This window comes from Vibrio nomapromontoriensis (assembly GCF_050337205.1).
In the GTDB taxonomy this organism is placed as follows: Bacteria; Pseudomonadota; Gammaproteobacteria; order Enterobacterales; family Vibrionaceae; genus Vibrio; species Vibrio nomapromontoriensis.
On record NZ_JAKJSS010000015.1, the window covers coordinates 41403 to 67506 of the forward strand.

Sequence of the window (26104 nt, forward strand, 5' to 3'; positions counted from 1 at the left end):
GACCCAGGACCCAGGACCCAGGACCTACAAATTCTCTTCCGCATATTCAGCCAGTCGGCTTCGAACCACACCATTTAAATGTATATTGGCGCTACCTGAAAAGTTTTTGAATCGTTCTACCATGTAGGTAAGCCCTGAAGTGACAGGGGTAAGGTAATGAGAGTCTATTTGCGCAAGGTTACCTGAACAGACAATTTTTGTTCCTTCGCCACAACGAGTGATGATGGTTTTAATTTGCGATGCTGTAAGGTTTTGGCATTCGTCGAGCAACACAAACGCATTTTGTATCGAGCGCCCTCGCATAAAGTTAATCGATTTAAATTGAATGTTAGCTTTGTCGCAAATGTATTTTAATGATCCTTCGGTGCAATGATCATGCTTGTGCAGTGCTTCCAACGTATCCGTAATCGCTGCCAGCCATGGCATCATTTTTTCTTCTTCACTACCAGGAAGAAAACCTATCGACTCGCCAATATCTGGCGTGTTACGTGTCACGATGATTTTATCAAACATGCTTCTTTCTATGGTCATTTCAAGCGCAGCTGCCATCGCGAGCAGTGTTTTACCACTCCCTGCCGCGCCAGTTAAAATAACGAGGTCGATATCAGGGTCAAGCAAGGCATCCATTGCCATTCCTTGGTAAGTGTTTTTCGGGCGAATCCCCCAAGCTTGGCGAGACAGCAAGCGCTCATGACTGAGGTCTTTTATGGTGATGTCTTCCTCATGAATATCCGCGACTCTACCAGCAAAGTCACTCTCTTCATCAACCAGATATTGATTTACATAGGAAGGGGCGATGGCATCTCTATTGAAAGTATGGAAGGTATTGCTACCGAGGACGCTGGTTTCAACGTTATCTATCCCGTCCCAAAAATCGCCCGGTATTTTTTGAAAACCTTTTGTCAGATATTCCACATCATCAATGAGTTGGTCGGTACGATAGTCTTCGACAAACAATACGCCGGCACCTTTAGCTCTCAGTCTCATATTGATGTCTTTGGTCACTAGGATGATATCGCGCGGTGCACGTTTGTTCTGCAAGTATAGGACGGCGTTCAGGATTCGATTGTCGCCTTCTTTGTCGGCAAATGCTTTGAAGGTTTCTTGCAGCATATAATCAGCCAATATGGAGATAGTGCCAGTTGCTTGCTGCTCGTGGGAGAAGGGAATTCCTTCAGATATTTCATCGGGCGTGGCGTCTTTAAAAAGATTCTCAAGTGCCCGAATAGCGACACGAGCGTCACGAGCAACGTCGCGTTTACTGTCTTTTATTCGGTCGAGTTCTTCTAATACCGTCATTGGAATGACAACATCGTGTTCTTTAAATGAATAAATAGCGAAGGGTTCGTGGAGAAGGATATTGGTATCGAGAACAAAAATTTTACGGTCGGTGTCGCCCATAGAGTCTCCTTGCCGCATTCCGCGGTTGTCCTGGCAAGTTGCTCACAGCTGAGACGAATCAGGTTTTGGATCCTCGCTGGCTCGTCTGTGTACACGGTGAGTCAACTTTGGTTGCTTCAATCAAAACTAATAAGATTGAATGGCTTATCCTTGTATACGTTCACAAGTTCATAATGGTTTAACATCTTTGTAACGTTTACACTTTCAGTATAAGTGAAAATTCTCACCTTACCGTTAACAAATGCCACTATTTTTTTTCAGTTTTATGTCAACGTGACCAAAACAAAAAAAACTGAGGTTTTCCGTGCAATTGGCGTGACCTAAATCACGCCTTCAAGTAAGATGAGCGACCTTTCATCAAGTGGTAGGAATGCGCAATTTTTGTGTCATCATCTACTATTATTTGGGCGGAGTTGTGAGCTCAATAGTGACTCTGAGCTACCGCCAAATAACCGCAAAAGATATCGAAAAGAGTGAGGTATTCGTTCTATGACATTTGCTTTAGGGCAGCGCTGGATTAGCGATACGGAAAGTGATTTAGGTTTGGGTACGGTCGTCGCATTGGATGCGAGAACAGTATCATTGATGTTTGCTGCATCGGAAGAAAACCGTGTTTATGCACGTAGTGATGCACCGGTAACCCGAGTCATTTTTAATGTCGGCGATGTTATAGATAGCCAAGAAGGCTGGTCTTTAGAAGTTGCGGATGTGTCGGAAGACCAAGGCGTTTTGACTTATATTGGTACGCGCCAAGACACGCAAGACACAGATGTGGCCTTGCGTGAGATCTTTTTAAGCAACCATATTCGTTTTAACAAGCCACAAGATAAATTGTTCGCAGGGCAAATTGACCGTATGGACAATTTTGTGTTGCGTTATCGTGCACTGACCAATCAACATCAGCAGCATAAAAGCCCAATGCGTGGTCTTTGTGGTATGCGAGCTGGTTTGATTCCACATCAACTTTTCATTGCTCATGAAGTTGGGCGTCGTCATGCGCCTCGCGTATTGCTAGCTGATGAAGTTGGCCTAGGTAAAACGATTGAAGCGGGTATGATCATTCATCAGCAGGTGTTATCTGGCCGTGCTGAGCGTGTCCTTATTGTGGTCCCAGAAACCCTACAGCATCAATGGTTAGTTGAAATGATGCGCCGTTTTAATCTTCACTTCTCAATCTTTGATGAAGAGCGCTGTATTGAAGCGTACGCCGAGGCGGATAACCCATTTGATACTCAACAGTTTGTGCTGTGTTCATTGGATTTCTTGCGTAAGAGTCGCAAGCGTTTTGAGCAAGCCTTGGAAGGTGAGTGGGATCTATTGGTTGTCGATGAGGCACACCATTTAGAGTGGAGCCAAGAAAAACCAAGTCGTCAGTATCAAGTTATTGAAGCATTAGCTGAAAAGACACCTGGTGTATTACTGCTTACTGCCACACCAGAGCAACTAGGACGTGAAAGCCATTTTGCTCGTTTACGCTTGTTAGATGCTGACCGTTTCTTTGATTATGAGGCGTTTGTAAAAGAAGAAGATCAGTATGCTCCGGTTGCAGATGCGGTTACCGCTCTGTTCTCTGGTGAAAAATTGGCCAATGAAGCCAAGAATCAAATTACAGAATTGCTTTCGGAACAAGACGTAGAGCCTTTGTTTAACGTCTTAGAAAGTGGCGCGGATGATGATGAAAAAAGCACGGCTCGTCAGGAACTGATTGATAACCTGATGGACCGACATGGCACGGGACGCGTACTGTTTAGAAATACGCGTGCGGCGATTAAAGGTTTCCCAACACGTAATGTGAATTTGGTTCCTATGCCTATTCCGCAGCAATACACCACTTCAATGCGTGTATCTGGCATGATTGGCGGCAAAATGGCTCCAGAAGCTCGCGCGATGAAGATGCTTTACCCAGAAGAGATCTTCCAAGAGTTTGAAGGTGAAGATTCAAGTTGGTGGCAGTTCGATTCACGTGTGAATTGGTTGATTGAAAAAATCCAAGCAAAACGCAGTGAAAAGATTCTGGTTATCGCATCACGCTCAAGCACGGCCTTGCAGCTTGAACAGGCACTTCGTGAGCGAGAAGGTATTCGCGCTACTGTGTTCCATGAAGGCATGTCAATTCTGGAGCGTGATAAAGCGGCGGCTTACTTTGCTCAGGAAGAGGGTGGTGCTCAGGTACTAATTTGTAGTGAGATTGGTTCTGAAGGTCGTAACTTCCAGTTTGCTAATCAACTGGTTATGTTTGATTTGCCATTTAACCCGGATTTGCTTGAGCAACGTATTGGCCGTTTGGACCGTATTGGACAAAGTCGCGACATTGACGTACATGTACCGTACCTAGAGGGGACTTCTCAGGCGATCCTGGCGCGTTGGTTTGATGAAGGGTTGAACGCTTTTGCTGAAACCTGCCCAACGGGTCGAATGGTCTATGACCGTTACCAAGAGTCGATTGTAAATATGCTAGCCTCTGGTGATGTGACTGAATTGGACGAGGTTATTGAAGGTTCGCGTCAATACAATCAAGAGCTGAAGCACGACCTAGAGCAGGGGCGTGACCGTTTATTAGAGATGCACTCTAATGGTGGCGAAGCGGCGCAAAAAATAGCGGATGATATTAAAGCAACCGATGGTGATACCAACCTGGTGACTTTCGCGTTAAGCCTATTTGATACCATCGGCTTAAACCAAGATGATAAAGGTGAAAATGCTTTGGTGGTGACACCATCTGAGCACATGATGGTGCCGAGTTATCCTGGTTTGCCTTATGAAGGCGCGACTATTACCTTCGACCGTGATACTGCGCTATCTCGTGAAGATATGAACTTCATCAGTTGGGAGCACCCAATGATCCAAGGCGGTATCGATCTGCTGATGAGTGAAGGCGTTGGTACGTGTGCCGTTTCATTGTTGAAGAACAAGGCGTTGCCTGTCGGAACTATTTTGCTTGAGCTGGTGTACGTGGTGGACGCACAAGCGCCTAAACGTAGTGGTATCAGCCGATTCTTGCCACCAGAGCCGATTCGCTTGATGATCGATGGACGAGGTAATGATTTGTCTGCTCAAGTAGAGTTTGAAGGCTTTAACCGTCAGTTAAGCCCTGTTAATCGTCACTTAGCGAGCAAGCTCGTGACATCGGTTCAGGGTGAAGTCGTACGTTTGATTGAAGCAGGTAATGCGGTCGTGGAGCCTAAGCTTACACAAGCGAAAGAGCAGGCGCACAAGGCCATGTACTCTAGTCTCAATGGTGAACTGGAGCGTCTTCAGGCATTGAAAGCGGTGAACCCAAATATTCGCGATGAAGAGATCGAGGCGATTGATACTCAGATTAAAGCGTTAGATGGTTATATCAATAACGCACAATTGCAGCTGGATTCGCTACGCCTGATTGTCGTGAGTCACAACTAAGCTTGGCATGATAATAAAAAATGCAGCGTATGCTGCATTTTTTGTTTCCGCGCTTTGTATCGGATAAAGGTATACAGCTAAGCGTTACCTTCATCTATATTTATCCCCCCCCTTAATCTCGGTAATGACTATGGCGATGCTAAGCTACACCCCACCCACTGACCCTTGGATTGATATCGTCTATGAAGACGAGGACATCCTGGCGGTAAATAAGCCCTCTGGATTATTATCTGTGCCAGGGAGAGCCGAAGAGCACTACGATAGTATGTGGAGCCGGCTACATGCAGAGCATCCGGAAATCCAAGTTGTACATCGGCTAGACATGTCCACATCGGGGTTGATGTTACTGGCAAAAAATAAGCCAGCAGAGTGTGCTATCAAGAAGCAATTTCAGTATCGACTGACCCATAAAATCTACTATGCGCGAGTATGGGGCACGCCTGAAATAAAAGAGGGGTTGATTGATGAGCCTCTGATTTGCGATTGGCCGAATAGACCAAGGCAAAAAGTATGTTATCAAGACGGTAAGCCATCACAGACCTACTATCAGGTGGTGGCAGAAGAAGGGAAAACCAGCATCGTGCGCTTGTTTCCGATTACTGGCCGCTCTCATCAGTTACGTGTACATTTGTTGGCAATCGGGCATCCGATTGTGGGGGATGAGTTTTATGCGCATGATGAAGCAAAGCAGTATTCAGACACGTTGGCACTTCATGCTACGGAGCTTACTTTTTATCATCCAGAAACGTTGGCGCTGAGTTCTATTTTTGTCCCGTGTGAGTTTTATCCGCAAGCGGAAAAAATGGTGATTGAACATTTTGACCCTGCGCCAGTTTTACCGGATTATAAAACTCTACCCAAATGTTAATTTGACCGGATTGAGACTATCGGTCAGTGCTAGTTAAGGATGCTCTATGACCGATACACATCACGATTTATCTAAACAACCGTCCTATGAAAAGTGTTTGAACTCGCCTGAACCTAGTGCACCAACGGTGGTGTTTTTGGATCGAGATACTATCCCGTCTCATATTAAAATAGCGCCTTTATCGTTTGAACATCAGTGGTTGAGTTATCCCGAAACCACGCCGTCCCAGATTGCAGAGCGGATTGTGGATGCGGATATTATCGTGACGAATAAAGTCGTACTAAGTGAAGAGGTGTTAGCGCAGGCAAGCAAGTTACAGCACATTGCTGTGACGGCAACGGGTGTTAATAACGTTGATCTTTCTTACTGCAAGTCTCGGGGTATCGCCGTTTCTAATATTCAAGGTTATGCGACTCAATCGGTTCCCGAACACGTGATAGGGTTATTGTTTGCTTTGTTTCGAAACATTCGCGCTTATCATAATGATATTGCTCAAGGTGAGTGGCAGAAACAGGGGAAATTTTGCTTCTTTACGCACCCGATTCGAGACGTGGCTGGGTCAACGTTGGGTATTATCGGCTCTGGTACCCTAGGACAGGCAACCGCAAAGTTGGCGTCAGCGGTAGGGATGAAGGTGGTGTTCGCTGAGCGAAAAGGCACATCGGAGGTTCGAGCGGGCTATCAGGCATTTGATAGTGTCCTTAAACAGTCCGATGCCGTGTGTTTGTTGTGCCCTTTGACGGAGTCCACCGTAAATCTGATTGATAAGTATGAGCTTGAGTTGATGAAGTCAACGGCGGTGCTGATTAATACCGGACGGGGTGGTTTAGTCAATGAACACGCGTTAGTGGATGCGTTGCAACAAGGTGTGATAGCAGGCGCTGGCGTCGATGTGTTTACTCAAGAGCCCGCCCCAGAAGATAACCCTTTGATCGTAAATAAAGACATGCCCACATTGCTATTAACGCCTCATGTGGCATGGGGAAGTGACTCTTCGCTACAAAAGCTCTGCAATATATTGGTTGATAATCTAGAGGCCTTTCAACAAGGCGCAGTATTAAACCGTGTTGTGTAATTTATTTCGTTGCTAGAGTGTTGACGAGAAAGCCTTAGCATAGACAGCGTTGTTTTAGCGTTAAAAAAGGTAGCAGATGCTACCTTTTTTTGTGGCAAATCTTTGGGTCAGTCGGCTTGTGGTTTGACAACTAAAACGTTAATCGGGGAGTTTTGCACCACTTTACTCGCCACAGAGCCAAGCACCACTTTATCAATTTTTGAGCGTTTATGGCTTGGCATAACGATTAAGTCTGCTCCAAGGCGTTCAGCAAAATCTAATATGGTGGCGTAGGGTTTGCCTTCGGCGACGTGAACTTTAAAGATCACTTCATCATCAATATGCTGATCAGCGAATGCCTTAAGTTGTGCTTTTACATCGCTTTTCATTTTAGCCGCTGCATCTTTAGGAAAGTATGTGGCGACCATCGACATGTGAATGCCTGGTAGCACATTCAGGAGATGGATTTCCGCATTGGAATGTTTGGCGTGCCACACCGCGATCTCTACAGCTTTATCGGAAAAGCCTTTGTCATTTAGATCGACAGGAACAAGGATCTGTTTATACATGTGATTTCTCTTCTTAATTCACGCTAGGTGAGGTCGCTTTGTCCTTACTAAGGCTCCCACTATAGGGAGCCCTATCTGTCTTACGCGCTTAACGCTTCCCTACGAGCACGACGTTTTTGATTCATAGCCATGGCTAAGAGTATGAGTAGCGCTGGTAGAAACATCCATTCTTTCATTGGTCGTTCCGCATCTTGTATGATGGATTGGATTTCCCAATCAAAATCAAGTCCAGAAGCTTCCGCAGGGCTACCAAACTCAACCATGTCGATAATCATCTTACCGTCATTTTCTGTGAGCATGAGTCCCATCGAGGCGATTCTATCTTCAGCTGTGGTGGCGCTGTCATCAAATGGTAGGCGAACCGTTTTTTCTACGGCTTTGCCATCAAAGGTTTCACCACCTACTCGTAATTCGATGGATTGTCCAACATTTAGCTGTTCAGTGATTTGCGCTATCTCAATCCCAGGTGAAACAACTTTTGCAGGGTAGACCATATCCCACCAAAATCCGGGCCTGAAGAAGGTGAAAGTTAGCACTAATAGCAATACCGTTTCCCACCATTTATTTTTGGTTAACCACCATCCTTGGGTCGCCGCTGAGAAAATGAGCATAGCGATGATGGATGAAATGACGGTGAGTGCTAAGTGCCACCATGAATCAATACCCATTAACAGGAGCTGAGTATTAAAAATGAACATGAATGGCAAAATAGCGGTACGAATATCGTAGGTAAAGCCTTGTATACCCGTACGGATTGGGTCTGACTTAGCGATTGCAGCAGCGGCAAAGGCAGCGAGACCAACCGGAGGGGTATCATCGGCCAAAATACCAAAGTAGAAAACAAATAGATGGACGGCAATAAGAGGAATAATCAGACCATGAGCTGCGCCTAAGGTGACAATCACCGGTGCCATCAGGGTTGATACCACAATATAGTTGGCCGTAGTGGGTAAGCCCATACCGAGAATCAAGCTAATGACCGCAGTAAACAACAACATCAAAATGATGCTGCCACCGGAAATAAACTCAACGAAGTCGGTCATGACAAGACCAATACCCGTTAAGGTAACGACACCAACGACAATACCTGCCGCTGCTGTCGCGACACCGATACCGATCATGTTGCGAGCACCAGATACCATGCTTTCGGCAAGGTCAACAAATCCTGCTTTTGCCTGTTGTGCAACATCATCCGATTTACTCATTATCGCGATCAGCGGACGTTGAGTTATCAAAATGAAAATCATAAAGACGGTTGCCCAGAATGCGGATAGCCCTGGAGAGAATCGCTCAACAGTGAGACACCATACTAGGACGACAATTGGCAGTAAAAAGTGTAAACCAGACTTGATGGTTGGCCCTGGATCTGGGACTTCGGTTAACTCGGCATCAATCTCCATTACGCCTTCTTTGGCGTAACGGGCAGAGATTCTAAGTAAGCCGATATAAGAAATGAGGAGCGCTACGCCAACAATCGGTGTTGCGGCATCACCAAATACCCCTTTAGTCCAGCCAATCCCATAATAGACGGCGGCACTAATGACGCAAAGTCCTAAAATGGTGCCTGTAAATGATAATAGGCTTTGAACCAGAGTCGGGTTATGGCGGCGAGGTAGTCCTGTCATACCAGCTTTGCAGGCTTCTAAATGCACGATATAAATTAGGGCAATGTAGGAAATGAGCGCGGGAAGTAGTGCCGCCTTGATCACTTCTACATAGGAGATACCCACATACTCAACCATTAGAAATGCCGCAGCACCCATGATTGGTGGAGTCAGTTGCCCATTGGTGGAAGCGGCAACTTCAACCGCGCCGGCTTTGGTACCAGGGAAACCCACTCGCTTCATTAATGGGATAGTAAAGGTACCTGTGGTCACCACGTTGGCGATGGATGAACCTGAGACCAGTCCAGATAGGCCAGAGGCAACAACCGCCGCTTTTGCTGGACCGCCACGCATATGCCCTAGTAAAGAGAATGCAACTTTAATGAAGTAAGCACCAGCACCTGCTCGTTCCAGCATCGCACCAAAGAGTACAAACAAGAAAACAAACGAGGTGGATACACCTAGAGCGACGCCGAACACCCCTTCAGTAGTAAGCCAAAGGTGTGACATGGCTTTGTTTAAACTTGCCCCTTTATGCGCGATGACATCAGGCATATAAGGACCACCAAAGGTGTACAGCAGAAATACTGCAGCAACCACCATGAGCGGAGGCCCTAATGCACGTCGTGTCGCCTCAAGGAGTAAGATCATCCCAGTGACTGCCGCGACAATATCCATGGTCGTAGGCGCACCAGAACGTTCAGCTAGCTGGGTATAAAAGAGAAATATATAAGCGGCAGAAAAGCTGCCCAATAATGCTAATACCCAATCTATTGCAGGAATTCGGTCTCTTGGAGAGGATTTCATCGCTGGATAAGCGGTGAAAGCTAAGAAAATAGCGAACGTTAAATGTATTGAACGCGCTTCAGTATCGTTGAGAACGGCAAAATTAAAAATAAATGGTAGCGGAGAAGCATACCAAAGTTGAAATAGCGACCAACACAAAGGAACAAACCAGAGGATCTTTGCTGGTATTCCTTGTGGGCTTCGTGCTCCAGTATCGGCTTGCGCGACCATTTCTTGCACATCTTGCGACGGTTGTGATGTCTGCGTCATGTACTTTATCCTTTATTATTCATGGTCCAATGTTTCCCAACAACGGATTATCCCTTTTTACTTGTAGCGGTGGTGAGTCGGTGCGCTTAATACCATCCCATCGTTTCTTATGTCGATTGAGATTTAGTGAGCATTACCAACTTGTCTCTGCAAGTCATTTAGGTATAGAACCCTGTTTCGCCCCTAATAGTGTAGTCAATGGATGCGAAGGTGTGGTTGTTGTTGTGTATGTTTGGCTAGAAAGTAGTGGGCTGTGAACGTTGAGCCCAAGTAGCCAAACCAGATAAGAAATCTGGTTTCATTTATTTTGAGTAATATTATTTACGAAAAACAGTAGGGAAGCGATGCTTCCCTACTTGGAGTATTACTTAAGAAGACCGACTTCTTTGTAGTACTTCTCAGCACCTGGATGAAGAGGGATAGAAAGCCCTGCTTTAACCATGTCTTCTTTTTTCAGGTTTGCAAATGCTGGGTGCAAACGCTTGAAGGTATCAAAATTTTCAAAGACAGCTTTTGCAACATTGTAAGCGACTTCGTCAGACACGTCTGATGTTGTCACCATTGTTGCCGCTACACCAAAACTCTTCACGTCTTGATCTGAGCCGCGATACATACCTGCCGGAACAGAGCTGTATGCGTAGTATGGGTTGGCTGAAACGATTTCGTCGACTTCAACACCCGTCGCTGGGATCAGGCGAGCATCACAAGATGTCGTTGCTTCTTTGATTGATCCATTTGGATGACCGACAACGTAAACAAACGCGTCAATTTTGTTGTCACACAGAGCTTGTGAACGCTCAGAGCCTTTTAACTCAGAGGCCAATTTGAAGTCACTGTTTGTCCAACCCATGGCATCCATTACCACGCCCATAGTTGCACGGTCACCAGAACCAGGGTTACCAATGTTGACTCGCTTACCTTTTAGGTCGCTAACATTTTCAATGCCAGAATCAGCGCGAGCAATGATATTGAAAGGTTCTGTGTGCAGAGAGAACATAGCACGAAGTTTTTTGTAAGGACCTTGGTCTTCAAATTTGCTCGTACCGTTATAGCCATGGTATTGCCAATCCGATTGAACAACACCAAAATCTAGCTCACCAGCACGCATCGTGTTCACGTTGTAAATTGAACCGCCAGTTGACTCAACAGAGCAACGAATATTGTGGTCTTTACGACCTTTATTTACCAACTTACAAATGGCACCGCCAGTAGGGTAATAAACCCCAGTTACTGACCCCGTACCAATAGTGATAAACTCTTGAGCATTAACTGCACCAGCGCCCATGACTGCTGCTGCAATAGCGCCGATTTTGATAAGTTTCTTCAATGCCATGAATTTCCCTTCCTTTATTCATTACTAACCCTGAATAACTATAGTCGTCTTCAGAGGTTTCCTATGCGGAAACGGCATCTTTTTCAATCCGTTTGTTGAAAAAGTAGCGCAATCATACCAAATAATTTGGAAGAAAATTATCATATTGTTAATAAAAATAGGTGATTTATCTGTGCCAGAAGGTTATAGGGGAGTTGGTGTGTGGTGGTATAAATTATTTAAAACAATAAGTTAAGTGTATTTTTGGAAGCGGTGTTGGATTATTTAAGATGTGATGTGTATCACGAAACCCAATGTTCCGTGACACATTATTCTGAATGTTACTGTTTGAAATTAGCCCGCGTATTCGAATAAATCGCAGACTGAGTCAAAGAGTTGTTCGGTGGTAATGTTGAGTGTAGGCGTGATAAAAATAGTATCGTCGCCAGCAACAACACCAAGAATCCCTTCTGCTTTACCAAGGGAGTCAAGTAGCCTTGCTATAAGCTGTGCCGCGCCAGGTCCCGTGTGAATGACAACAATCGCGTTGTTATGATCAATATCGAGTACGAGTTCGCGTAGTGAACTAGAAACCGTCGGTACCCCAAGCTCTGCGGGTAAGCAGTAGACCATTTCCATTTTTGCATTTCTCGTTCTCACTGCGCCGAACTTTGTTAGCATGCGTGACACTTTTGATTGGTTGATGTTTTCAAACCCTTCAATTTTTAGTGCATCAACGATCTCGCCTTGTGAGCCAAAGCGTTCTTCTTTTAGCAGTGCTTTAAATGCACGAACGAGATTGTCTTGTTTATCATTATTGCGCATAAACGCCTCTTAAATTGGTCCGACTTGCAGTGATCCGTCTATTGTTGCACAGAACCCGTTTGTTGACCAAATAATCCATAGTTTATGTCGACAGTATCACTATTATTTATAGCTAAATAAAGTGCTATAACTCCATAAAAACCAAGAAAAAAAGAAGGTTATTATTCGAGGGATATCGTGCTAATTTAGTAGCACGTGTTTGGTGAGTTGCGCGACCTCGCAAAGCTGAGGTTAATTGATTGTAATCGATTAGTGAATATTATAGATTTTCTTTAACTGATGAAAAATTACCCTACAAAACTATTAATAAGAGAACCTCTCTCAAGGAGAACGCCCATGAAAGTAGCTGTCATTGGTGCCGCAGGTGGCATCGGTCAAGCTTTAGCCCTTCTATTGAAAAACCGCCTTCCTGCGGGTTCAGATTTAGCTCTTTACGACATTGCACCAGTCACTCCAGGCGTTGCCGCTGACTTAAGTCATATCCCCACTCCGGTTTCTATTAAAGGTTATGCTGGTGAAGATCCTACACCTGCTTTAGAAGGTGCGGATGTTGTACTGATTTCAGCTGGTGTGGCTCGTAAGCCTGGAATGGATCGTTCAGATTTGTTCAATGTGAATGCTGGTATCGTTAAATCTTTGGCAGAGCGCATTGCTGCGGTATGCCCAGAGGCGTGCATTGGAATTATCACGAACCCTGTCAATACAACAGTGCCAATTGCTGCTGAAGTACTTAAAAAAGCAGGCGTTTACAACAAGCGCAAGCTATTCGGCATCACGACACTGGATGTTATCCGCTCTGAAACGTTTGTTGCTGGCTTAAAAGATAAAGATCCTGGTGATATTCGTGTGCCTGTTATTGGTGGTCACTCTGGTGTGACAATTCTTCCTTTACTATCTCAAGTAGAAGGTGTGGAATTCACCGCTGAAGAAGTAGAAGCGTTGACTAAACGTATTCAAAATGCCGGTACTGAAGTCGTAGAAGCGAAAGCGGGTGGCGGTTCGGCAACTCTGTCTATGGGACAAGCAGCATGTCGATTTGGTCTAGCGCTAGTGAAAGGCCTACAAGGTGAAGAGAATGTCATCGAATGCGCTTACGTTGAAGGCGAAGGTGAACATGCTCCATTCTTTGCACAGCCAGTGAAACTGGGTAAAGACGGTGCGGAAGCAATCCTAAGCTACGGCGAATTGAGCGACTACGAGAAAGCAGCGCTTGATGGCATGCTAGAAACGTTGAATAAAGATATTGAACTTGGTATTGAGTTCGCTAAGTAAACAATCTTGCTGTAGAAAACATGTCTAATAGTAAAACCGATCTTTTATAGATCGGTTTTTTTGATCTATACCCTAGTTATGTCGGTATGGTGGGATACGACTAAAAAAAGGAAGGGGTATGGATATCAAAGACGTTAGCCAAGGTATGTGGGTTGAGTCCCAACATGGGGTAGGGCAAGTGCTGGTGGTTGATGAAGTCTCGGGATCGGTGCTCATTGCACCTTCAGGTAGTGAGTTGCAATGGGCACTGTCAATTGATGAGATTGACGAAAACCTACAACTTCATAATGGTTGCGACCAATACTATTAACTGAAATCACGTTACTGGAATAAATAGAGACAAAAGAGAATACAGCATTCTCTTTTGTCTCTATTTATTTTAACGAACTAAGATATAGGAAACGTCATGCGCTTCGTTTAACGGCCATATAGGCCAATGAGACTAGTGCGTCTTTGTAAACACTCTCAGGAAGCACTGTGAGCTCAGCAATCGCTTTGTCGGCTTCTTTGTAGGCCTGCTCTTCTGTATAGGTTAGCGAACCAACGCGCTTCATCGTCGCAAGAATCGCGTCAATTTTATCTATGCCATTTGATTTTTCTATAGCTTCTCTGATCATCGCTGTTTCTTCGGGTTTGCCGTGCTGCATAGCATGAATCAGTGGCAGAGTTGGTTTACCTTCTGCAAGGTCATCACCTACGTTTTTACCCATATCATCACCCGATGAGGTGTAATCCATCACATCGTCGATAAGTTGGAATGCAGTGCCTAAGTACTTACCGTAGTTTTGCAGCGCAGTTTCTACTTCTGGTGAAGCGTCGTTGAGAATAGCTCCAACTTGTGTGGCGGCTTCAAAAAGGCGAGCAGTTTTTGAATAGATGACCTGCATATAGCTGGCTTCAGTGGTGTCAGGATCATTACAGTTGATTAATTGCTGTACTTCACCTTCGGCGATAACGTTCACCGCATCACTCATTAATTCAAGAATTCGTAGCGAGCCCAATCCGGTCATCATTTGGAACGAGCGAGTATAGATGTAATCACCGACCAATACGCTAGCCGCATTACCAAAGGCTGCGTTTGCTGTTGCCTTACCACGGCGCATGTCGGACTCATCAACCACATCATCATGGAGCAGAGTTGCCGTGTGGATAAACTCGATAAAGGCTGCCGCCGTGGTGTGAGCTTTTCCATCATAGCCTAGGGCTTTTGCTGATAATATAGCCAAAAGTGGTCTGATGCGTTTCCCACCACTGTTGACAATGTAGAAGCCCAATTGATTGATAAGGCTGACCTCAGAGTTCAATTGTGCCTGAATCGTTTCGTTCACTTTTACCATGTCACTAGCAGTTAGTGATTGGATAGCTTTAAAATCCATTACGTACCCGGTTGAGCATAGAGCCTATAAGGCTTAGTCGATCATTATAATTTGGTGAATAATACACTAAAAAACGTTGATTAATACATGCTTAAAAGGCATTATTGCCGCACTTTTCTTTGGCGATTAGCTTTTCGCCAAAATTTTTAAAATATGGCTTGTCATAGGTTAATGGTTCGCGTAGAATCTGCGCCCTATTGATGATTAGTTTAGCGCACACCCTCATTGTTCAAATAACAATCAAAAGGCTGTGCGGAAAAAGCGGAGTAAAATATGTACGCTGTTTTCCAATCTGGTGGCAAACAACACCGAGTAAGCGAAGGTCAAACCCTTCGTTTAGAGAAATTAGACGTTGAAACTGGCGCAACTGTAGAATTTGATAAAGTTCTTCTTGTTGCTAACGGCGAAGAGATCCAAGTTGGCGCTCCTCTAGTAGAGGGCGGCAAAGTAGTTGCTGAAGTAGTACAACACGGTCGTGGCGATAAAGTTAAAATCGTTAAGTTCCGTCGTCGTAAGCACTCACGTAAGCAACAAGGTCACCGTCAGTGGTTCACAGAAGTGAAAATCACTGGTATCAACGCTTAATCGATTAGGAGAGTTTAACAATGGCACACAAAAAAGCTGGTGGTTCTACTCGTAACGGCCGCGATTCAGAAAGCAAACGCCTAGGTGTTAAGCGTTTTGGTGGTGAAGCTGTTCTTGCAGGTAACATCATCGTTCGTCAACGTGGTACTAAGTTCCACGCTGGCACAAACGTTGGCATCGGTAAAGACCACACTCTTTTCGCTCTTACTGAAGGTAAAGTGAAATTTGAAGTTAAAGGTCCTAAAAACCGTAAGTTTGTAAGCATCGAAGGTTAATAATTGGCCTAGTGCTCAATTATTAAATTAGCTTTCTAGCTGAATTCAAAAGCCCTGCCGATTCGGCAGGGTTTTTTATTTATAAGCAGTCGATAGAGACGAAGTTCTACTTACTCGAATTCGCATAGGTTAAGTGGGGAATCGTCTCTGTCATCTGCTAAAATGTAGTGATAATTGTTTTAGCCTAGGAGATGGGTTTATTCGTAGTTCGTTGACGTAATATTGAGTCGCGCAGAATGACACATCGAGTATCTAGGATATACACGCGAAGAAGTAGTCGGAGTAAGAGATGAAGTTCGTAGATGAAGCGGTAGTAAAAGTTCAAGCTGGTGACGGCGGTAGCGGCGTTGTGAGTTTTTGGCGTGAAAAATTTGTGGCTAAAGGTGGCCCTGATGGTGGCGATGGCGGCGATGGTGGCGATATCTACATCGAAGCTGATGAAAACCTTAACACATTGATTGATTACCGTTTTCAGCGTTTTTATGATGCGGAACGTGGTCAAAATGGCCGAGGTGGAAACTGTACAGGTAAACGCGGCAAAGACAAAGTAATGAAAGTGCCGGTAGGTACTCGCGCCGTTGATATTCATACCAATGAGATCGTTGCTGAAGTTGCTGAGCATGGCAAAAAAGTCATGGTGGCAAAGGGCGGTTGGCATGGTCTTGGTAACACTCGTTTCAAATCTTCAGTTAACCGTGCACCACGACAAAAGACACTGGGTACTAAAGGTGAATTACGCGAGCTAAGACTTGAGCTTTTGTTGCTGGCTGACGTGGGTATGCTAGGTCTACCTAACGCAGGTAAATCGACGTTTATTCGTGCGGTTTCAGCAGCCAAGCCTAAAGTGGCAGATTACCCATTTACGACGCTAATCCCAAGCTTGGGTATGGTGAGTGTTGTTCCTGAGAAAAGTTTCGTCGTTGCCGATATTCCAGGCCTTATCGAAGGTGCTGCGGATGGCGCAGGTTTAGGTATTCGCTTCTTGAAGCACCTAGAGCGCTGCCGAGTGCTGCTGCATGTGATTGATATCATGCCTATCGATCAGTCTAGCCCAATTGAAAATGCGTTGACTATCATTGATGAGCTTGAGCAGTACAGTGAAAAACTGGCTGGTAAGCCTCGTTGGTTGGTGTTCAATAAGGTCGATCTAATGTCTGAGGAAGAAGCGGACGAGATCATCCAAGAAGTGATTGATGCACTAGGTTGGGAAGACGATCACTTTAAGATTTCAGCGGTGAACAAGCAAGGTACCAAAGAACTGTGCTATAAGCTGGCTGACTTTATGGAGACATTACCTCGAGCTCAGGAAGAGATTTCTGAAGAAGAGAAAGTTGACTTCATGTGGGATGATTACCACAAAGATGCGATTGCTGGTAAAGACGTTGTGACCGAAGATGGTGATGACTTCGATGATTGGGATGACGAAGAAGATGATGGGCACGTCATCTATGTTCGTGACTAATCGCGATTCGCAAGATAGTTAAATAAGGCCGCAATATAATATTGCGGCTTTTTTGTACCTAAATCATTTTTACTCAACCCAATATAAGGCAAACTGACGAACCAAAATTATTGTGTATGCTGGAAGGAACCATGGCATCAAAACAAAGAAACGTATCAAGACTGATCGCTCAAGCTGGTCAAATGCTGTTAGCTCACGGTGCAGAGAGCACATTGGTCGGTCATATCACGCATCGGATAGGCATTGCAGCGGGCATGGATGAAGTTGAAGTCTCTCTGTCAGCAAGCTCTTTAGTTGTGACAACCGTTTACCACGAACATTGTGTGACGACGGCGCGTAGGAGTCCGGATAAAGGGCTGAACATGCGTGTTGTCACGCAAGTTCAGCGAATTTGTATCATGATGGAGAAGGGCATTCTCGATTATGAGTTGGCGCAAAAGAAACTCAATGCCATTAGCCCCGAGCGCTATAATCGTTGGCTGGTCGTGATCATGATTGGTTTGTCGTGCGCGGCATTTAGCCGCCTTGCCGGTGGGGATTGGTCGGTATTTATGATGACATTTTTAGCCTCATCCATAGGTATGATTGTGAGGCAGGAAGTCGGCCATCGCCACTTCAATCCGCTACTTAACTTCGCAGTCACAGCTTTTGTGACCACGTTAATATCCGCTCAAGCGGTGATCTATAGTATTGGTGCTCAGCCTCAATTAGTGATGGCTTCTTCGGTATTGATGCTAGTCCCAGGTTTCCCACTCATCAACTCTGTTGCCGACATGATCAAAGGTTACATCAATATGGGTATTGCTCGTTTTGTCATGGCCAGTTTGTTGACCCTAGCAACCTGTCTAGGGATTGTCGGCGCGATGAGTGTCACTAACGTACTAGGGTGGGTGCAATAATGGTTATGCCAGGATTTGATCTTATACTCGCGTTACTCAATGACATGTTTTTTGCTGCCATCCCTGCTGTGGGTTTTGCGTTGGTCTTTAATGTTCCTCAAAATGCATTGGCTTACTGTGCGGTAGGAGGAGCGATAGGACATGGCAGCCGTTTTCTTATGCTGCATTATGGGGTGCCTATTGAATGGGCGACGTTTTTTGCCGCCACGATTGTCGGTTGTATTGGTGTCCACTGGTCGCATAAATTCTTAGCACACCCGAAAGTGTTTACCGTTGCGGCGCTCATTCCTATGGTACCGGGCGTGTTTGCTTTTAAGGCGATGATTGCAATGGTCGAGATTAACCATCTAGGTTTTACACCAGACTTATTGGCAACCTTAATGGAGAACTTTCTTAAAGCGATGTTTATTATCGCCGGACTTGCTATTGGCTTAGCGATGCCGGGGCTGCTATTCTACCGTCGCCGCTCCGTTGTTTGAGGCTTAAAGTTATTAAGGCTTAGAGCTTTTAAGGCAGGAGATAGAACGCCAAGCGCTTATGAGCGACTTGTATCAGCAGTAAATAGGAATAATAACAATGATCATCAGTATGATAGCAGCCATGGCGAGCAATCGCATTATTGGCAAAGATAATCAAATGCCTTGGCATCTTCCTGCCGATTTTGGGTGGTTCAAAAAATGTACCATGGGTAAACCCGTGATTATGGGAAGAAAGACCTATGATTCTATTGGGCGTGCGCTACCGGGCAGACGAAATATTGTTGTGACCAGAGACGAGACATTGACCATTGATGGTGTGGATACGGCGACATCATTGGATGCCGCGTTAGCGTTAGTACATGAAGAGGCGGAAGTGATGATCATTGGTGGTGGGGCATTTTATCGCCATTGCCTACCAATGGCGAATAAACTCTACTTAACGTTCATCGACGCTGCTATAGAGGGGGATACTCAGTTTCCTGAATGGGGAAGGGAGTGGCGTGAAACCTATCGTGAAGCGTTTACGGCCGATGAAAAAAACCAATACGACATGAGCTTTGTGATACTTGAAAATCAGTAGGACGGGTTGCCTATAGATTGAGCCCATAGGTTGGTAAGTAGCTCCGACCTATGGAATGATTTTGTCACTTGTGCATGCGCTAAGCGAAAGATCCGCTAGCATGAGCTCTTCGAGTTCTAAAGCGCTGCTTGGGAGAATAATTGTTTATCTTCCCAGCGAATCATAGTGAGAGTTCCTCCCCACACGCAGCCAGTATCTAGCCCAATCACTTCGCTACTGATATAGCCACCCAATGCCGCCCAATGACCAAATAAAACGGTTTTTTGTAACTTAGTTCTTTGTGGGGCTTGGAACCAAGGCAGTAGCTGGTCGTCTTTTATCTCCTCAGGAGGAAGCTTGCATGCCATGTCAAGACGGCCATCTGGGAAACAAAATCTCATTCGAGTAAACGCATTGATAGTATATCGCCAGCGGTCTATCCCGATTAAATCTGAGCGCCATTTATCAGGCTGATTGCTATACATATTGGTAATGAGTTGCTGCCAACGGTCTGAGGATAACTCGACCTCAACCTCGCGGGCACATGCTCTTGCGGTAGATAGTGACCAGTCTGGTGAAATGCCTGCGTGGCAGACAACAAACTCATCATGCTCAAGAAGCAGTGGCTGTTGGCGAAGCCATTCTAACAATTCACTACGATCGTCTGCTTCGAGGATAGGTAATGTTTGATCTTTCGCTTTGATTGGGTGTACACCCAAAGAAACCGCGAGGAGATGAAGATCATGATTTCCTAGACAGATCTTTGCTGACGCTCCTAATTCCTTTAGGAAACGAAGGGTTTCTAAAGATTTATTACCTCTGGCAACGAGATCGCCTGCGACCCAGAGTGTATCGACATTGGCATTAAACTCGACAGATGTGAGTAATTGGGTAAGCTCATCAAAGCAACCTTGAATGTCACCGATAATATAATTGGCCAAACTGTACCTATAATGTTTGCAGATTAAAAAGCGTAGTTTTAGTCGTGTAGCTATGGCGCCTGCATGCTACACAAACTGATACGTGAGGTGAATTTATGTGGTTGGCGCATGGTATCAGTTGAGAATATTTGGTACGGCAAGCCGAAAGGGCTCAACCTCTGCTTTGAACTCTCGCCCCTTACCATTAAGCATGACGTAGTGACCTTGCATGACACCAACAGGGGTTTCTATTGCCGTACCACTACTGTAAGTGTATTCGTCATTGCCTTCAATTATCGGTTGTTGCCCAACGACGCCATCACCTTCAATACTCATTTGTTTGCCATTTGCATCGGTGATTAACCAGCGGCGACTAAGCAGTTGGATCGTTTCTTTACTGAGGTTTTTAATGGTAATGATGTAGGCAAAGACAAAGCGTTGATTATCGGGATCAGATTGCTCAACGATGTATTTAGTATGTACTTGGCATTTAACACAAGGGGAAGAAGTATCCATGTCTCTCTCCTTTGCTTAAAAAAAACGCCCAACATGGTAAATGTTAGGCGAAGAGTTCATTATTTGTGGTTGTCTTCTAGCCAGTTGGCCATGGCAACAAATTGCTCCAGAGTGAGGTTTTCTGGGCGCATGCCGGGGTTAACTCCAAGCTCTTCGAGTATTTCAGTAGACATAAGAGACTTGTAGCAATTTCGAACGGTCTTTCTGCGTTGGTTGAAGCCATCACGGCATACACGTTCTAACCACTTAATGTTTTTTGCCGGATGCGGCAACACTTCATAAGGCATTAAGCGCACAACTGCGGAATCAACTTTTGGTGGTGGAACAAACGCCGTTGGTGGCACTTCTAGTACAGGCACTACTTTACAGTAATACTGCGCCATAACGGTTAAGCGACCATAGGCTTTACTGCCAGGACCTGCAGCCAAACGGTTGACCACCTCTTTTTGCAACATGAAGTGCATGTCTTGAATATCTTTATGAAATTCAAAAAGGTGGAACATTAGTGGCGTTGAGATGTTGTATGGTAGGTTACCAAAAATACGCAGTTTGTTATTCGGCTTCACAAGTTGAGTGAAATCGAATCGCATTGCATCGCCTTCGTGGATGGTCAGCTTATCTGCCAAATCTGGGTGGTTACGTAGGCGTTCAGCCAGGTCACGGTCTAATTCGATAACCGTCAGTTTATCCACTTCTTTACCGACTGGCTCAGTGATCGCACCAAGGCCTGGACCAATCTCAACAAGGTTTTGACCTGGTCTTGGATTGATAGACGATACGATACCATCGATGATGTACGGATCGTTAAGGAAGTTTTGACCAAAACGTTTTCTCGCTTTGTGCCCTAAGTGGACATCATTTCTCATTGTCTGCTCTCTACTAAATCTATCGCGTATGCTAATGCTGTCTCAAAGCTGCCAAAATCTGCAAGGCCAGTGCCTGCAAGATCTAAAGCAGTGCCATGATCAACCGATGTCCTTATAAAGGGTAGACCAAGTGTGATATTTACTGAACGACCAAAGCCTTTGTATTTTAATACAGGAAGCACTTGGTCGTGATACATACCTAAAACAGCGTCTGCATCGCGCAGGTATTTGTCATTGAAAATCGTATCGGCAGGTAGTGGGCCGATAAGGTTATAACCTTTTTCCCTGCGAAGGGTTTCTAGTGTTGGAGTAATCGTTTCGATTTCCTCCGAACCTAGGACTCCATCTTCTCCCGCGTGGGGGTTGAGTCCACACACATAAATGGTTGGATGATCAATGCCAAATTTACTGACGAGGTCGTGGTGCAAGATCTCAATGATACTTGCAACACGTTCTTTGGTTATTGCGGCAGAGACGGCTGTCAAAGGCAAATGGGTCGTTACTAACGCAGTACGTAGGCCTTCGGTAGCTAGCATCATTACGACAAGTGGTGTATTTGACACCTCAGCAAAGAACTCAGTATGGCCACTAAAGCTGACGCCAGCACGGTTGATCACCCCTTTATGCACAGGGCCGGTGACAATAGCATCAAATTCCCCATTCATACAGCCTTTTGCTGCTTTTTCTAGCGTATTTAATACGTACTGACCGTTAGACTCATCGAGCTTCCCAGCTTGTACTGGGGTACTTAGTGGCTCATGAAGGATAATCAGCGTACCCGCTTGGTGTATATCCTGAGATGCACTGTCGTAATCGATCAGTGTTAACGGCGTACTAAGTTGTTTTGCTCGTTCGGCAATCAGCGACTTATCAGCGCAGACAACGATCTGGTAAGGCCACTCTCGTTGCGATAATGCGACGACTAAATCGGGGCCAATACCAGCCGGTTCTCCAGCAGTGATTAGGATTCGTTTTGTTTTTCGTAACATAGAATCTTCTCGTTCCGTTGGTTGTTAAGTTACTTGGCTATTTAATTACTTAGCTAAATAGCTACTTAGTTGCTGGTATTGTCAGTGTCTTCGTCGTCGATCATTTCAACAAATGCACTAGCGCGGATTTCTTGCATCCATGCTGAGGCTTCTTCATTGAACTTGCGGTTGAACAAAATACGATACGCGCGATTTTGCATCGCTGAGCCAGTCTTATCGACATCACGTCGGTCTAACACTTCAACGATATGCCACCCGTGAACGGTTTTAAATGGGGCACTAATTTGGCCAATCGGTAACGTCTCTACCTGATGTTTAAATTCAGGCACATACAGCTCTGGCGTTTGGTAGCCAAGCTCTCCCCCTTGAGCGGCAGAGCCCGGATCCGCACTGTATTGCTCGGCGAGCTCTGCAAAGGTAGCGTCGCCAGATTGAATTTTTTGAATGTAGCTGTTGAGTGCACGTTTCACCCCTTCATCACTTAAGATGACAGTAGGTTTAATGAGGATATGGCGCGCATTCACTTCTGTGACGGACACGGTTTCTAAACCTTTTACGTCGTCAATTTTAAGGATATGGAATCCAACACCGCTACGGAATGGACCAATAATGCTTCCCTTCGTCTGCATTTTTATCTGATCAGCAAAAATAGTCGGCATTTCTTCTTTTCGCATCCAGCCCCAATCACCACCTTCTAAGGCTTTTGGCCCTTTTGAGTACGTGTAGGCCATCGTTGAGAAGTCTTCGCCATCGTTGAGTTTGGCAACAATGTCTTTCGCTTGTTTCTCTACGTCACTCTTATCTTCACCTTCTTTAAAGCGTAATTGAATGTGGCTAATTTTATAGGTGACGGTGGCATTACTCTCTTGAGCGAGTAATTCAGCTAGGTTATCAACCTCTGCTGGTAGGATGTTAATGCGTTGTCTAACCATGGCATTTCGAGCTTCACTTGCGGCAATTTCGTCACGAATTTGTTCACGAAATGATTCCCACCCCAAGCCTTCTTCAGCGACAGTTTGGCGAAGCTGCGCGACGGTTTGTTGGTTGTTTTTTGCGATGTCCTTTAATGTCTCCTCAAGACGGTTATCATCGATTCGAACCCCAATTCTTTCCGCCTCTTGAAGTTGCAGCTTTTCTAAAATTAGCTTATCGAGAATTTGCTCTTGAATAATGTCTTGTGATGGCAACTCTTGATTATTTTTTTTCGCATTGGCAAACAGAGTCTTTGTCGCTGATTCAATGTCGCTCTGTAAAATAACACCATCGTTGACAACGATACGTACTCTATCTAGTTCAACCGGTGCTGCAAATGCGTGCAGTGCAACGGTCGAACATAATAAAGTAGAGAGAATTTTGCTAATAAATTTCATCGATATTCCTAGTGTAAACTTCTCCAACTAAGAGTTGGAGAAGCGTATAAAGTTCCTAACATGACGTTTTTCCGTGAGACGGGTCATAAGGGAATTAATCATTGAGTATAAAAGGTCGGCCATATTTCAGTGCGTTACCGTTTGGTGGCTCAGGCGCTTTTGAGCTGCCACCGAGTCCGGTAATACCAAAGCTAAAGCGAACATTATCTTCAAAGTTTGCAGCGCCAATCCCGACAATGCCTGATTCCCAGCTTCTTAATTGGCGACTGTAATCAACACCGAGATACCAACAATCAGAGTGATATTCGAGTTTTGCTAGCCATTCTACTGAGACTTTTTCAGTCATATCATAGTAATACTGTCCGGTAGCAAGCCAGCGTTGGTTGATTTGGTACCCACCCATAAAACCGACTTGATTGATGCCGTTTCGGGTCAGCTTTTCGAGTTCGTCAGTAGTATAGCTATTGACGCTTTCAATATACTCTTTGGTGACATAGCGATAGTTGGCTTGAATAAAGTCATCATTAACGCGATATTCAATGGCGCTGTTTGCTAAAGCAACGGTGGAGGAGTCAATATCGTACTGGATGCCACCGTGGTAAAACACGCGGTCGTTGTAATTAAAGTCTGTTTCTACCGCCCAAGATGAGTAGCTAGATTTAGCGTCTGCATTAGGTGAATTCGGGTTCTTGTTGCCTGCATCTAAGTAATAGATTTGACCAAACGAGAGAGCCAGACGTTCTTTTTGCCCACCATCGTAAAAGCGCGACGTCGCACCATAACTAATTTGATTGGCAGCAGCGATTTTATCGACACCGCTAAATCGGCGGCTACGGAATAGGCCGTAATAATCCGTTTGCAGTAATGTGGTGTCGTAGTTATAGATGTTGGTTTGATTGACTTCTGGCACATAGAGATATTGTATTTGAGGCTCAAGCGTTTGCGTGTAGCCTTCAACAAATGCCGTATTTCGTTCTAGTACAACATTGGCATGCGTTCGGAACTCAGGTAAGGAGCGCGTGACATTGTCTTCTAACCCCAGCAAGTCGCTGTTGGCACTAGTATCAAGCCCTTCAATATCTTGTTGATATTGAGTAAGCATATAGCGTGCTTCGGTTGTCCATGTGCCCCATGTCGTCGACAGGGGAAGAGTCAAACCGGGCTCGACGTGTACTCGAGTCGCAGAGGGTTTGTTTTTATCATCCGTCTCAAAACGCGACACGTGACTAACAAGGTCAAAGTTAATAGTTTTGTATACTTCAGGACGATAATAGTTAAATTCGAACTGCGGCATCAGCTGATAAGGCTTAGTGTCATCCACCAAGATTTGGAAGTCCTGCACCGTTAGGGCTGCATCCCAGAACTCTTCACGATAAGCAACGGTGCCGCGTTGAGACAGTTGGCCTTCTGAGCGGCTACCAATACTGGAGTCGAGATCTTGAAAGTAATCGTTATCACTGACTTGCGAGTAGTCAAGGTCCAACTTCCAGTGCGTTCCAAAGTTACTGTTGTTCTTATACTGAACGGCCCAGCGATCGCCTTTTTCAGGGTATTTACTATCACTAGCAAGGTATTCTGAGCGAAGATCACCTTTGCTAGTATCGGTTAAGTAGCGAAAATCAGCTTTTAATTGCATCCCACGAGTTTGCATGTAGTGGAATGTGGTCAGTAAATCGTAGTTGGGAGACAAGTTCCAATACACTGGCACTTGTAGCTCTAGCCCGTTTTTTGACCCCAAAGATAACGATGGAAAGAGGACACCCGTCTTTCGCTTGTCACTAGTCGGCATGCTCATATAAGGCATGTAAAAAATAGGCACATCTTTGACTTCGACTCGGCTACCATACAGGGTTGCTACTTCATTTTCTTGATCGACTTTTATGTCGTCAGCCAGAAATCGCCAAGAGTTATCATCTTCTGGACAGGTAGTGATCGAACCGTCTTCGATTTGATACATCGACTTGCCGGTTTTCGACACATAGACCGCGTCACCGCGACCGCCGCCACATAACATTTTGTAGCTGGTGTTCTCGGCGGTAATCTCATCTTTATTCAGATTGTTGGTGATTTTGTCAGAGACCGTTTTTAGCTGCCCATCATCCAGTGTTACGTTGCCTTCCGCTACCACCACATTCTCATTTTGGTGTAGCGTCACCTGATCTGCGGTGATGGTTTTATTGCCTTGAGTGACAACCACGTCCCCTTTATAGGTCGCGCGTTGGCCATTGATCGCCTCTAATGAGTCGGCTTCAATATTGATTGGCTCTTGATTGGAGTCAGAACTTTGTGCAGTATCAACAGAGCACTGGTCTGTTGGAGGCATAGTTTGCCCATTATTTTTCGATGTATCTTCGGCGTGTGCGTAGGACGCGAGCAGCGCAGCAGCGACAGAAGCCGCTAGATATGAGCGTGAATAACGTGACATCGAGTTGTACTATCCTGTTTAAC

General features: G+C 45.2%; 23 protein-coding genes. 11 read left to right on the plus strand and 12 right to left on the minus strand.

Going from position 1 to position 26104, the window contains the following annotated elements:
* Window positions 1–24: 24 nt before the first annotated feature.
* Window positions 25–1401 (minus strand): PhoH family protein, encoded by a 1377-nt coding sequence (locus L4D05_RS18700; RefSeq protein ID WP_428794909.1) that lies wholly within the window; start codon window positions 1399–1401, stop codon window positions 25–27.
* 489 nt (window positions 1402–1890) lie between these two features.
* Between L4D05_RS18700 and rapA the strand changes: the two genes are divergently transcribed.
* The 3 genes from rapA (at window position 1891) to L4D05_RS18715 (ending at window position 6743) form a co-directional block, all read left to right on the plus strand.
* Complete coding sequence (rapA, locus tag L4D05_RS18705) at window positions 1891–4800, plus strand: RNA polymerase-associated protein RapA (protein ID WP_428794910.1); 2910 nt, start codon at window positions 1891–1893, stop codon at window positions 4798–4800.
* Between the two features lie 130 nt (window positions 4801–4930).
* Window positions 4931–5668, plus strand: coding sequence for an RluA family pseudouridine synthase (locus L4D05_RS18710; RefSeq protein WP_428794911.1), 738 nt, complete (start codon window positions 4931–4933; stop codon window positions 5666–5668).
* A 46-nt stretch (window positions 5669–5714) separates the two neighbouring features.
* Entirely contained in the window at window positions 5715–6743 is a 1029-nt protein-coding gene (locus L4D05_RS18715; protein WP_428794912.1) for a D-2-hydroxyacid dehydrogenase, read from the plus strand.
* Window positions 6744–6850: 107 nt separating this feature from the next.
* On the opposite strand, the gene L4D05_RS18720 is transcribed toward L4D05_RS18715, so the two are convergent.
* The 4 genes from L4D05_RS18720 to argR form a co-directional block, all read right to left on the minus strand.
* A complete protein-coding gene (locus tag L4D05_RS18720) occupies window positions 6851–7291 on the minus strand; it encodes a universal stress protein (protein WP_428753273.1) in 441 nt (146 codons plus the stop codon).
* Between the two features lie 80 nt (window positions 7292–7371).
* Window positions 7372–9951: a TRAP transporter permease gene (locus L4D05_RS18725; RefSeq protein ID WP_428753271.1), complete on the minus strand. Its 2580-nt coding sequence runs from the start codon at window positions 9949–9951 to the stop codon at window positions 7372–7374.
* Window positions 9952–10315: 364 nt separating this feature from the next.
* Window positions 10316–11284, minus strand: a complete 969-nt coding sequence (locus tag L4D05_RS18730; protein WP_428753270.1) for a TAXI family TRAP transporter solute-binding subunit — start codon at window positions 11282–11284, stop codon at window positions 10316–10318.
* 333 nt (window positions 11285–11617) lie between these two features.
* On the minus strand, window positions 11618–12088 hold the full coding sequence (gene argR / locus L4D05_RS18735; RefSeq protein ID WP_265676249.1) for a transcriptional regulator ArgR: 471 nt from the start codon (window positions 12086–12088) through the stop codon (window positions 11618–11620).
* A gap of 336 nt (window positions 12089–12424) precedes the next feature.
* Between argR and mdh the strand changes: the two genes are divergently transcribed.
* Together mdh and L4D05_RS18745 are read left to right on the plus strand one after the other, a co-directional pair.
* Window positions 12425–13360 (plus strand): malate dehydrogenase, encoded by a 936-nt coding sequence (gene mdh / locus L4D05_RS18740; RefSeq protein ID WP_428753268.1) that lies wholly within the window; start codon window positions 12425–12427, stop codon window positions 13358–13360.
* Between the two features lie 118 nt (window positions 13361–13478).
* Window positions 13479–13670: a hypothetical protein gene (locus L4D05_RS18745; protein ID WP_428753266.1), complete on the plus strand. Its 192-nt coding sequence runs from the start codon at window positions 13479–13481 to the stop codon at window positions 13668–13670.
* Window positions 13671–13764: 94 nt separating this feature from the next.
* Here the strand turns inward: L4D05_RS18745 and ispB are convergent, their stop codons facing one another.
* Window positions 13765–14736, minus strand: a complete 972-nt coding sequence (ispB, locus tag L4D05_RS18750) for an octaprenyl diphosphate synthase (RefSeq protein ID WP_428794913.1) — start codon at window positions 14734–14736, stop codon at window positions 13765–13767.
* A 273-nt stretch (window positions 14737–15009) separates the two neighbouring features.
* Between ispB and rplU the strand changes: the two genes are divergently transcribed.
* From rplU to folA, 6 genes are all read left to right on the plus strand, one after another.
* Window positions 15010–15321 (plus strand): 50S ribosomal protein L21, encoded by a 312-nt coding sequence (rplU, locus tag L4D05_RS18755; RefSeq protein ID WP_005437376.1) that lies wholly within the window; start codon window positions 15010–15012, stop codon window positions 15319–15321.
* A 20-nt stretch (window positions 15322–15341) separates the two neighbouring features.
* Window positions 15342–15596, plus strand: a complete 255-nt coding sequence (rpmA, locus tag L4D05_RS18760) for a 50S ribosomal protein L27 (RefSeq protein ID WP_250617468.1) — start codon at window positions 15342–15344, stop codon at window positions 15594–15596.
* A 289-nt stretch (window positions 15597–15885) separates the two neighbouring features.
* On the plus strand, window positions 15886–17058 hold the full coding sequence (gene cgtA / locus L4D05_RS18765) for an Obg family GTPase CgtA (RefSeq protein WP_250617469.1): 1173 nt from the start codon (window positions 15886–15888) through the stop codon (window positions 17056–17058).
* A 131-nt stretch (window positions 17059–17189) separates the two neighbouring features.
* Window positions 17190–17957 carry a threonine/serine exporter family protein gene (locus tag L4D05_RS18770; RefSeq protein WP_428794914.1) on the plus strand — a complete coding sequence of 256 codons (768 nt, stop codon included), beginning with the start codon at window positions 17190–17192 and terminating at the stop codon, window positions 17955–17957.
* Window positions 17958–17962: 5 nt separating this feature from the next.
* Window positions 17963–18436: a threonine/serine exporter family protein gene (locus tag L4D05_RS18775; RefSeq protein WP_428794958.1), complete on the plus strand. Its 474-nt coding sequence runs from the start codon at window positions 17963–17965 to the stop codon at window positions 18434–18436.
* Between the two features lie 97 nt (window positions 18437–18533).
* On the plus strand, window positions 18534–19016 hold the full coding sequence (gene folA, locus L4D05_RS18780; protein WP_428794915.1) for a type 3 dihydrofolate reductase: 483 nt from the start codon (window positions 18534–18536) through the stop codon (window positions 19014–19016).
* Window positions 19017–19132: 116 nt separating this feature from the next.
* Here the strand turns inward: folA and L4D05_RS18785 are convergent, their stop codons facing one another.
* The 6 genes from L4D05_RS18785 to lptD form a co-directional block, all read right to left on the minus strand.
* Entirely contained in the window at window positions 19133–19936 is an 804-nt protein-coding gene (locus L4D05_RS18785; protein ID WP_428794916.1) for a symmetrical bis(5'-nucleosyl)-tetraphosphatase, read from the minus strand.
* Window positions 19937–20050: 114 nt separating this feature from the next.
* Window positions 20051–20431 (minus strand): Co2+/Mg2+ efflux protein ApaG, encoded by a 381-nt coding sequence (gene apaG / locus L4D05_RS18790; RefSeq protein ID WP_428794917.1) that lies wholly within the window; start codon window positions 20429–20431, stop codon window positions 20051–20053.
* Between the two features lie 59 nt (window positions 20432–20490).
* Entirely contained in the window at window positions 20491–21297 is an 807-nt protein-coding gene (gene rsmA / locus L4D05_RS18795; protein ID WP_428753254.1) for a 16S rRNA (adenine(1518)-N(6)/adenine(1519)-N(6))-dimethyltransferase RsmA, read from the minus strand.
* Window positions 21294–22286 (minus strand): 4-hydroxythreonine-4-phosphate dehydrogenase PdxA, encoded by a 993-nt coding sequence (gene pdxA / locus L4D05_RS18800; RefSeq protein ID WP_428794918.1) that lies wholly within the window; start codon window positions 22284–22286, stop codon window positions 21294–21296. Before pdxA ends, rsmA begins: the two co-directional genes overlap by 4 nt.
* 65 nt (window positions 22287–22351) lie before the next feature.
* Complete coding sequence (gene surA, locus L4D05_RS18805) at window positions 22352–23656, minus strand: peptidylprolyl isomerase SurA (RefSeq protein WP_428794919.1); 1305 nt, start codon at window positions 23654–23656, stop codon at window positions 22352–22354.
* A gap of 94 nt (window positions 23657–23750) precedes the next feature.
* Window positions 23751–26081 carry an LPS assembly protein LptD gene (lptD, locus tag L4D05_RS18810; protein WP_428794920.1) on the minus strand — a complete coding sequence of 777 codons (2331 nt, stop codon included), beginning with the start codon at window positions 26079–26081 and terminating at the stop codon, window positions 23751–23753.
* Between the last annotated feature and the right edge of the window lie 23 nt (window positions 26082–26104).

Excerpts from the sequence above, each read along its gene's own strand:
- apaG (WP_428794917.1), bottom strand. The coding sequence starts at position 20,431 with ATGGATACTTCTTCCCCTTGTGTTAAATGCCAAGTACATACTAAATAC.
- L4D05_RS18700 (WP_428794909.1), bottom strand. The coding sequence starts at position 1,401 with ATGGGCGACACCGACCGTAAAATTTTTGTTCTCGATACCAATATCCTT.
- folA (WP_428794915.1), top strand. The coding sequence starts at position 18,534 with ATGATCATCAGTATGATAGCAGCCATGGCGAGCAATCGCATTATTGGC.
- L4D05_RS18745 (WP_428753266.1), top strand. The coding sequence starts at position 13,479 with ATGGATATCAAAGACGTTAGCCAAGGTATGTGGGTTGAGTCCCAACAT.
- ispB (WP_428794913.1), bottom strand. The coding sequence starts at position 14,736 with ATGGATTTTAAAGCTATCCAATCACTAACTGCTAGTGACATGGTAAAA.
- rpmA (WP_250617468.1), top strand. The coding sequence starts at position 15,342 with ATGGCACACAAAAAAGCTGGTGGTTCTACTCGTAACGGCCGCGATTCA.
- L4D05_RS18720 (WP_428753273.1), bottom strand. The coding sequence starts at position 7,291 with ATGTATAAACAGATCCTTGTTCCTGTCGATCTAAATGACAAAGGCTTT.
- L4D05_RS18730 (WP_428753270.1), bottom strand. The coding sequence starts at position 11,284 with ATGGCATTGAAGAAACTTATCAAAATCGGCGCTATTGCAGCAGCAGTC.
- cgtA (WP_250617469.1), top strand. The coding sequence starts at position 15,886 with ATGAAGTTCGTAGATGAAGCGGTAGTAAAAGTTCAAGCTGGTGACGGC.
- mdh (WP_428753268.1), top strand. The coding sequence starts at position 12,425 with ATGAAAGTAGCTGTCATTGGTGCCGCAGGTGGCATCGGTCAAGCTTTA.
- L4D05_RS18775 (WP_428794958.1), top strand. The coding sequence starts at position 17,963 with ATGCCAGGATTTGATCTTATACTCGCGTTACTCAATGACATGTTTTTT.
- rplU (WP_005437376.1), top strand. The coding sequence starts at position 15,010 with ATGTACGCTGTTTTCCAATCTGGTGGCAAACAACACCGAGTAAGCGAA.
- pdxA (WP_428794918.1), bottom strand. The coding sequence starts at position 22,286 with ATGTTACGAAAAACAAAACGAATCCTAATCACTGCTGGAGAACCGGCT.
- L4D05_RS18715 (WP_428794912.1), top strand. The coding sequence starts at position 5,715 with ATGACCGATACACATCACGATTTATCTAAACAACCGTCCTATGAAAAG.
- rsmA (WP_428753254.1), bottom strand. The coding sequence starts at position 21,297 with ATGAGAAATGATGTCCACTTAGGGCACAAAGCGAGAAAACGTTTTGGT.
- rapA (WP_428794910.1), top strand. The coding sequence starts at position 1,891 with ATGACATTTGCTTTAGGGCAGCGCTGGATTAGCGATACGGAAAGTGAT.
- L4D05_RS18770 (WP_428794914.1), top strand. The coding sequence starts at position 17,190 with ATGGCATCAAAACAAAGAAACGTATCAAGACTGATCGCTCAAGCTGGT.
- surA (WP_428794919.1), bottom strand. The coding sequence starts at position 23,656 with ATGAAATTTATTAGCAAAATTCTCTCTACTTTATTATGTTCGACCGTT.
- argR (WP_265676249.1), bottom strand. The coding sequence starts at position 12,088 with ATGCGCAATAATGATAAACAAGACAATCTCGTTCGTGCATTTAAAGCA.
- L4D05_RS18710 (WP_428794911.1), top strand. The coding sequence starts at position 4,931 with ATGGCGATGCTAAGCTACACCCCACCCACTGACCCTTGGATTGATATC.
- L4D05_RS18725 (WP_428753271.1), bottom strand. The coding sequence starts at position 9,951 with ATGACGCAGACATCACAACCGTCGCAAGATGTGCAAGAAATGGTCGCG.
- lptD (WP_428794920.1), bottom strand. The coding sequence starts at position 26,081 with ATGTCACGTTATTCACGCTCATATCTAGCGGCTTCTGTCGCTGCTGCG.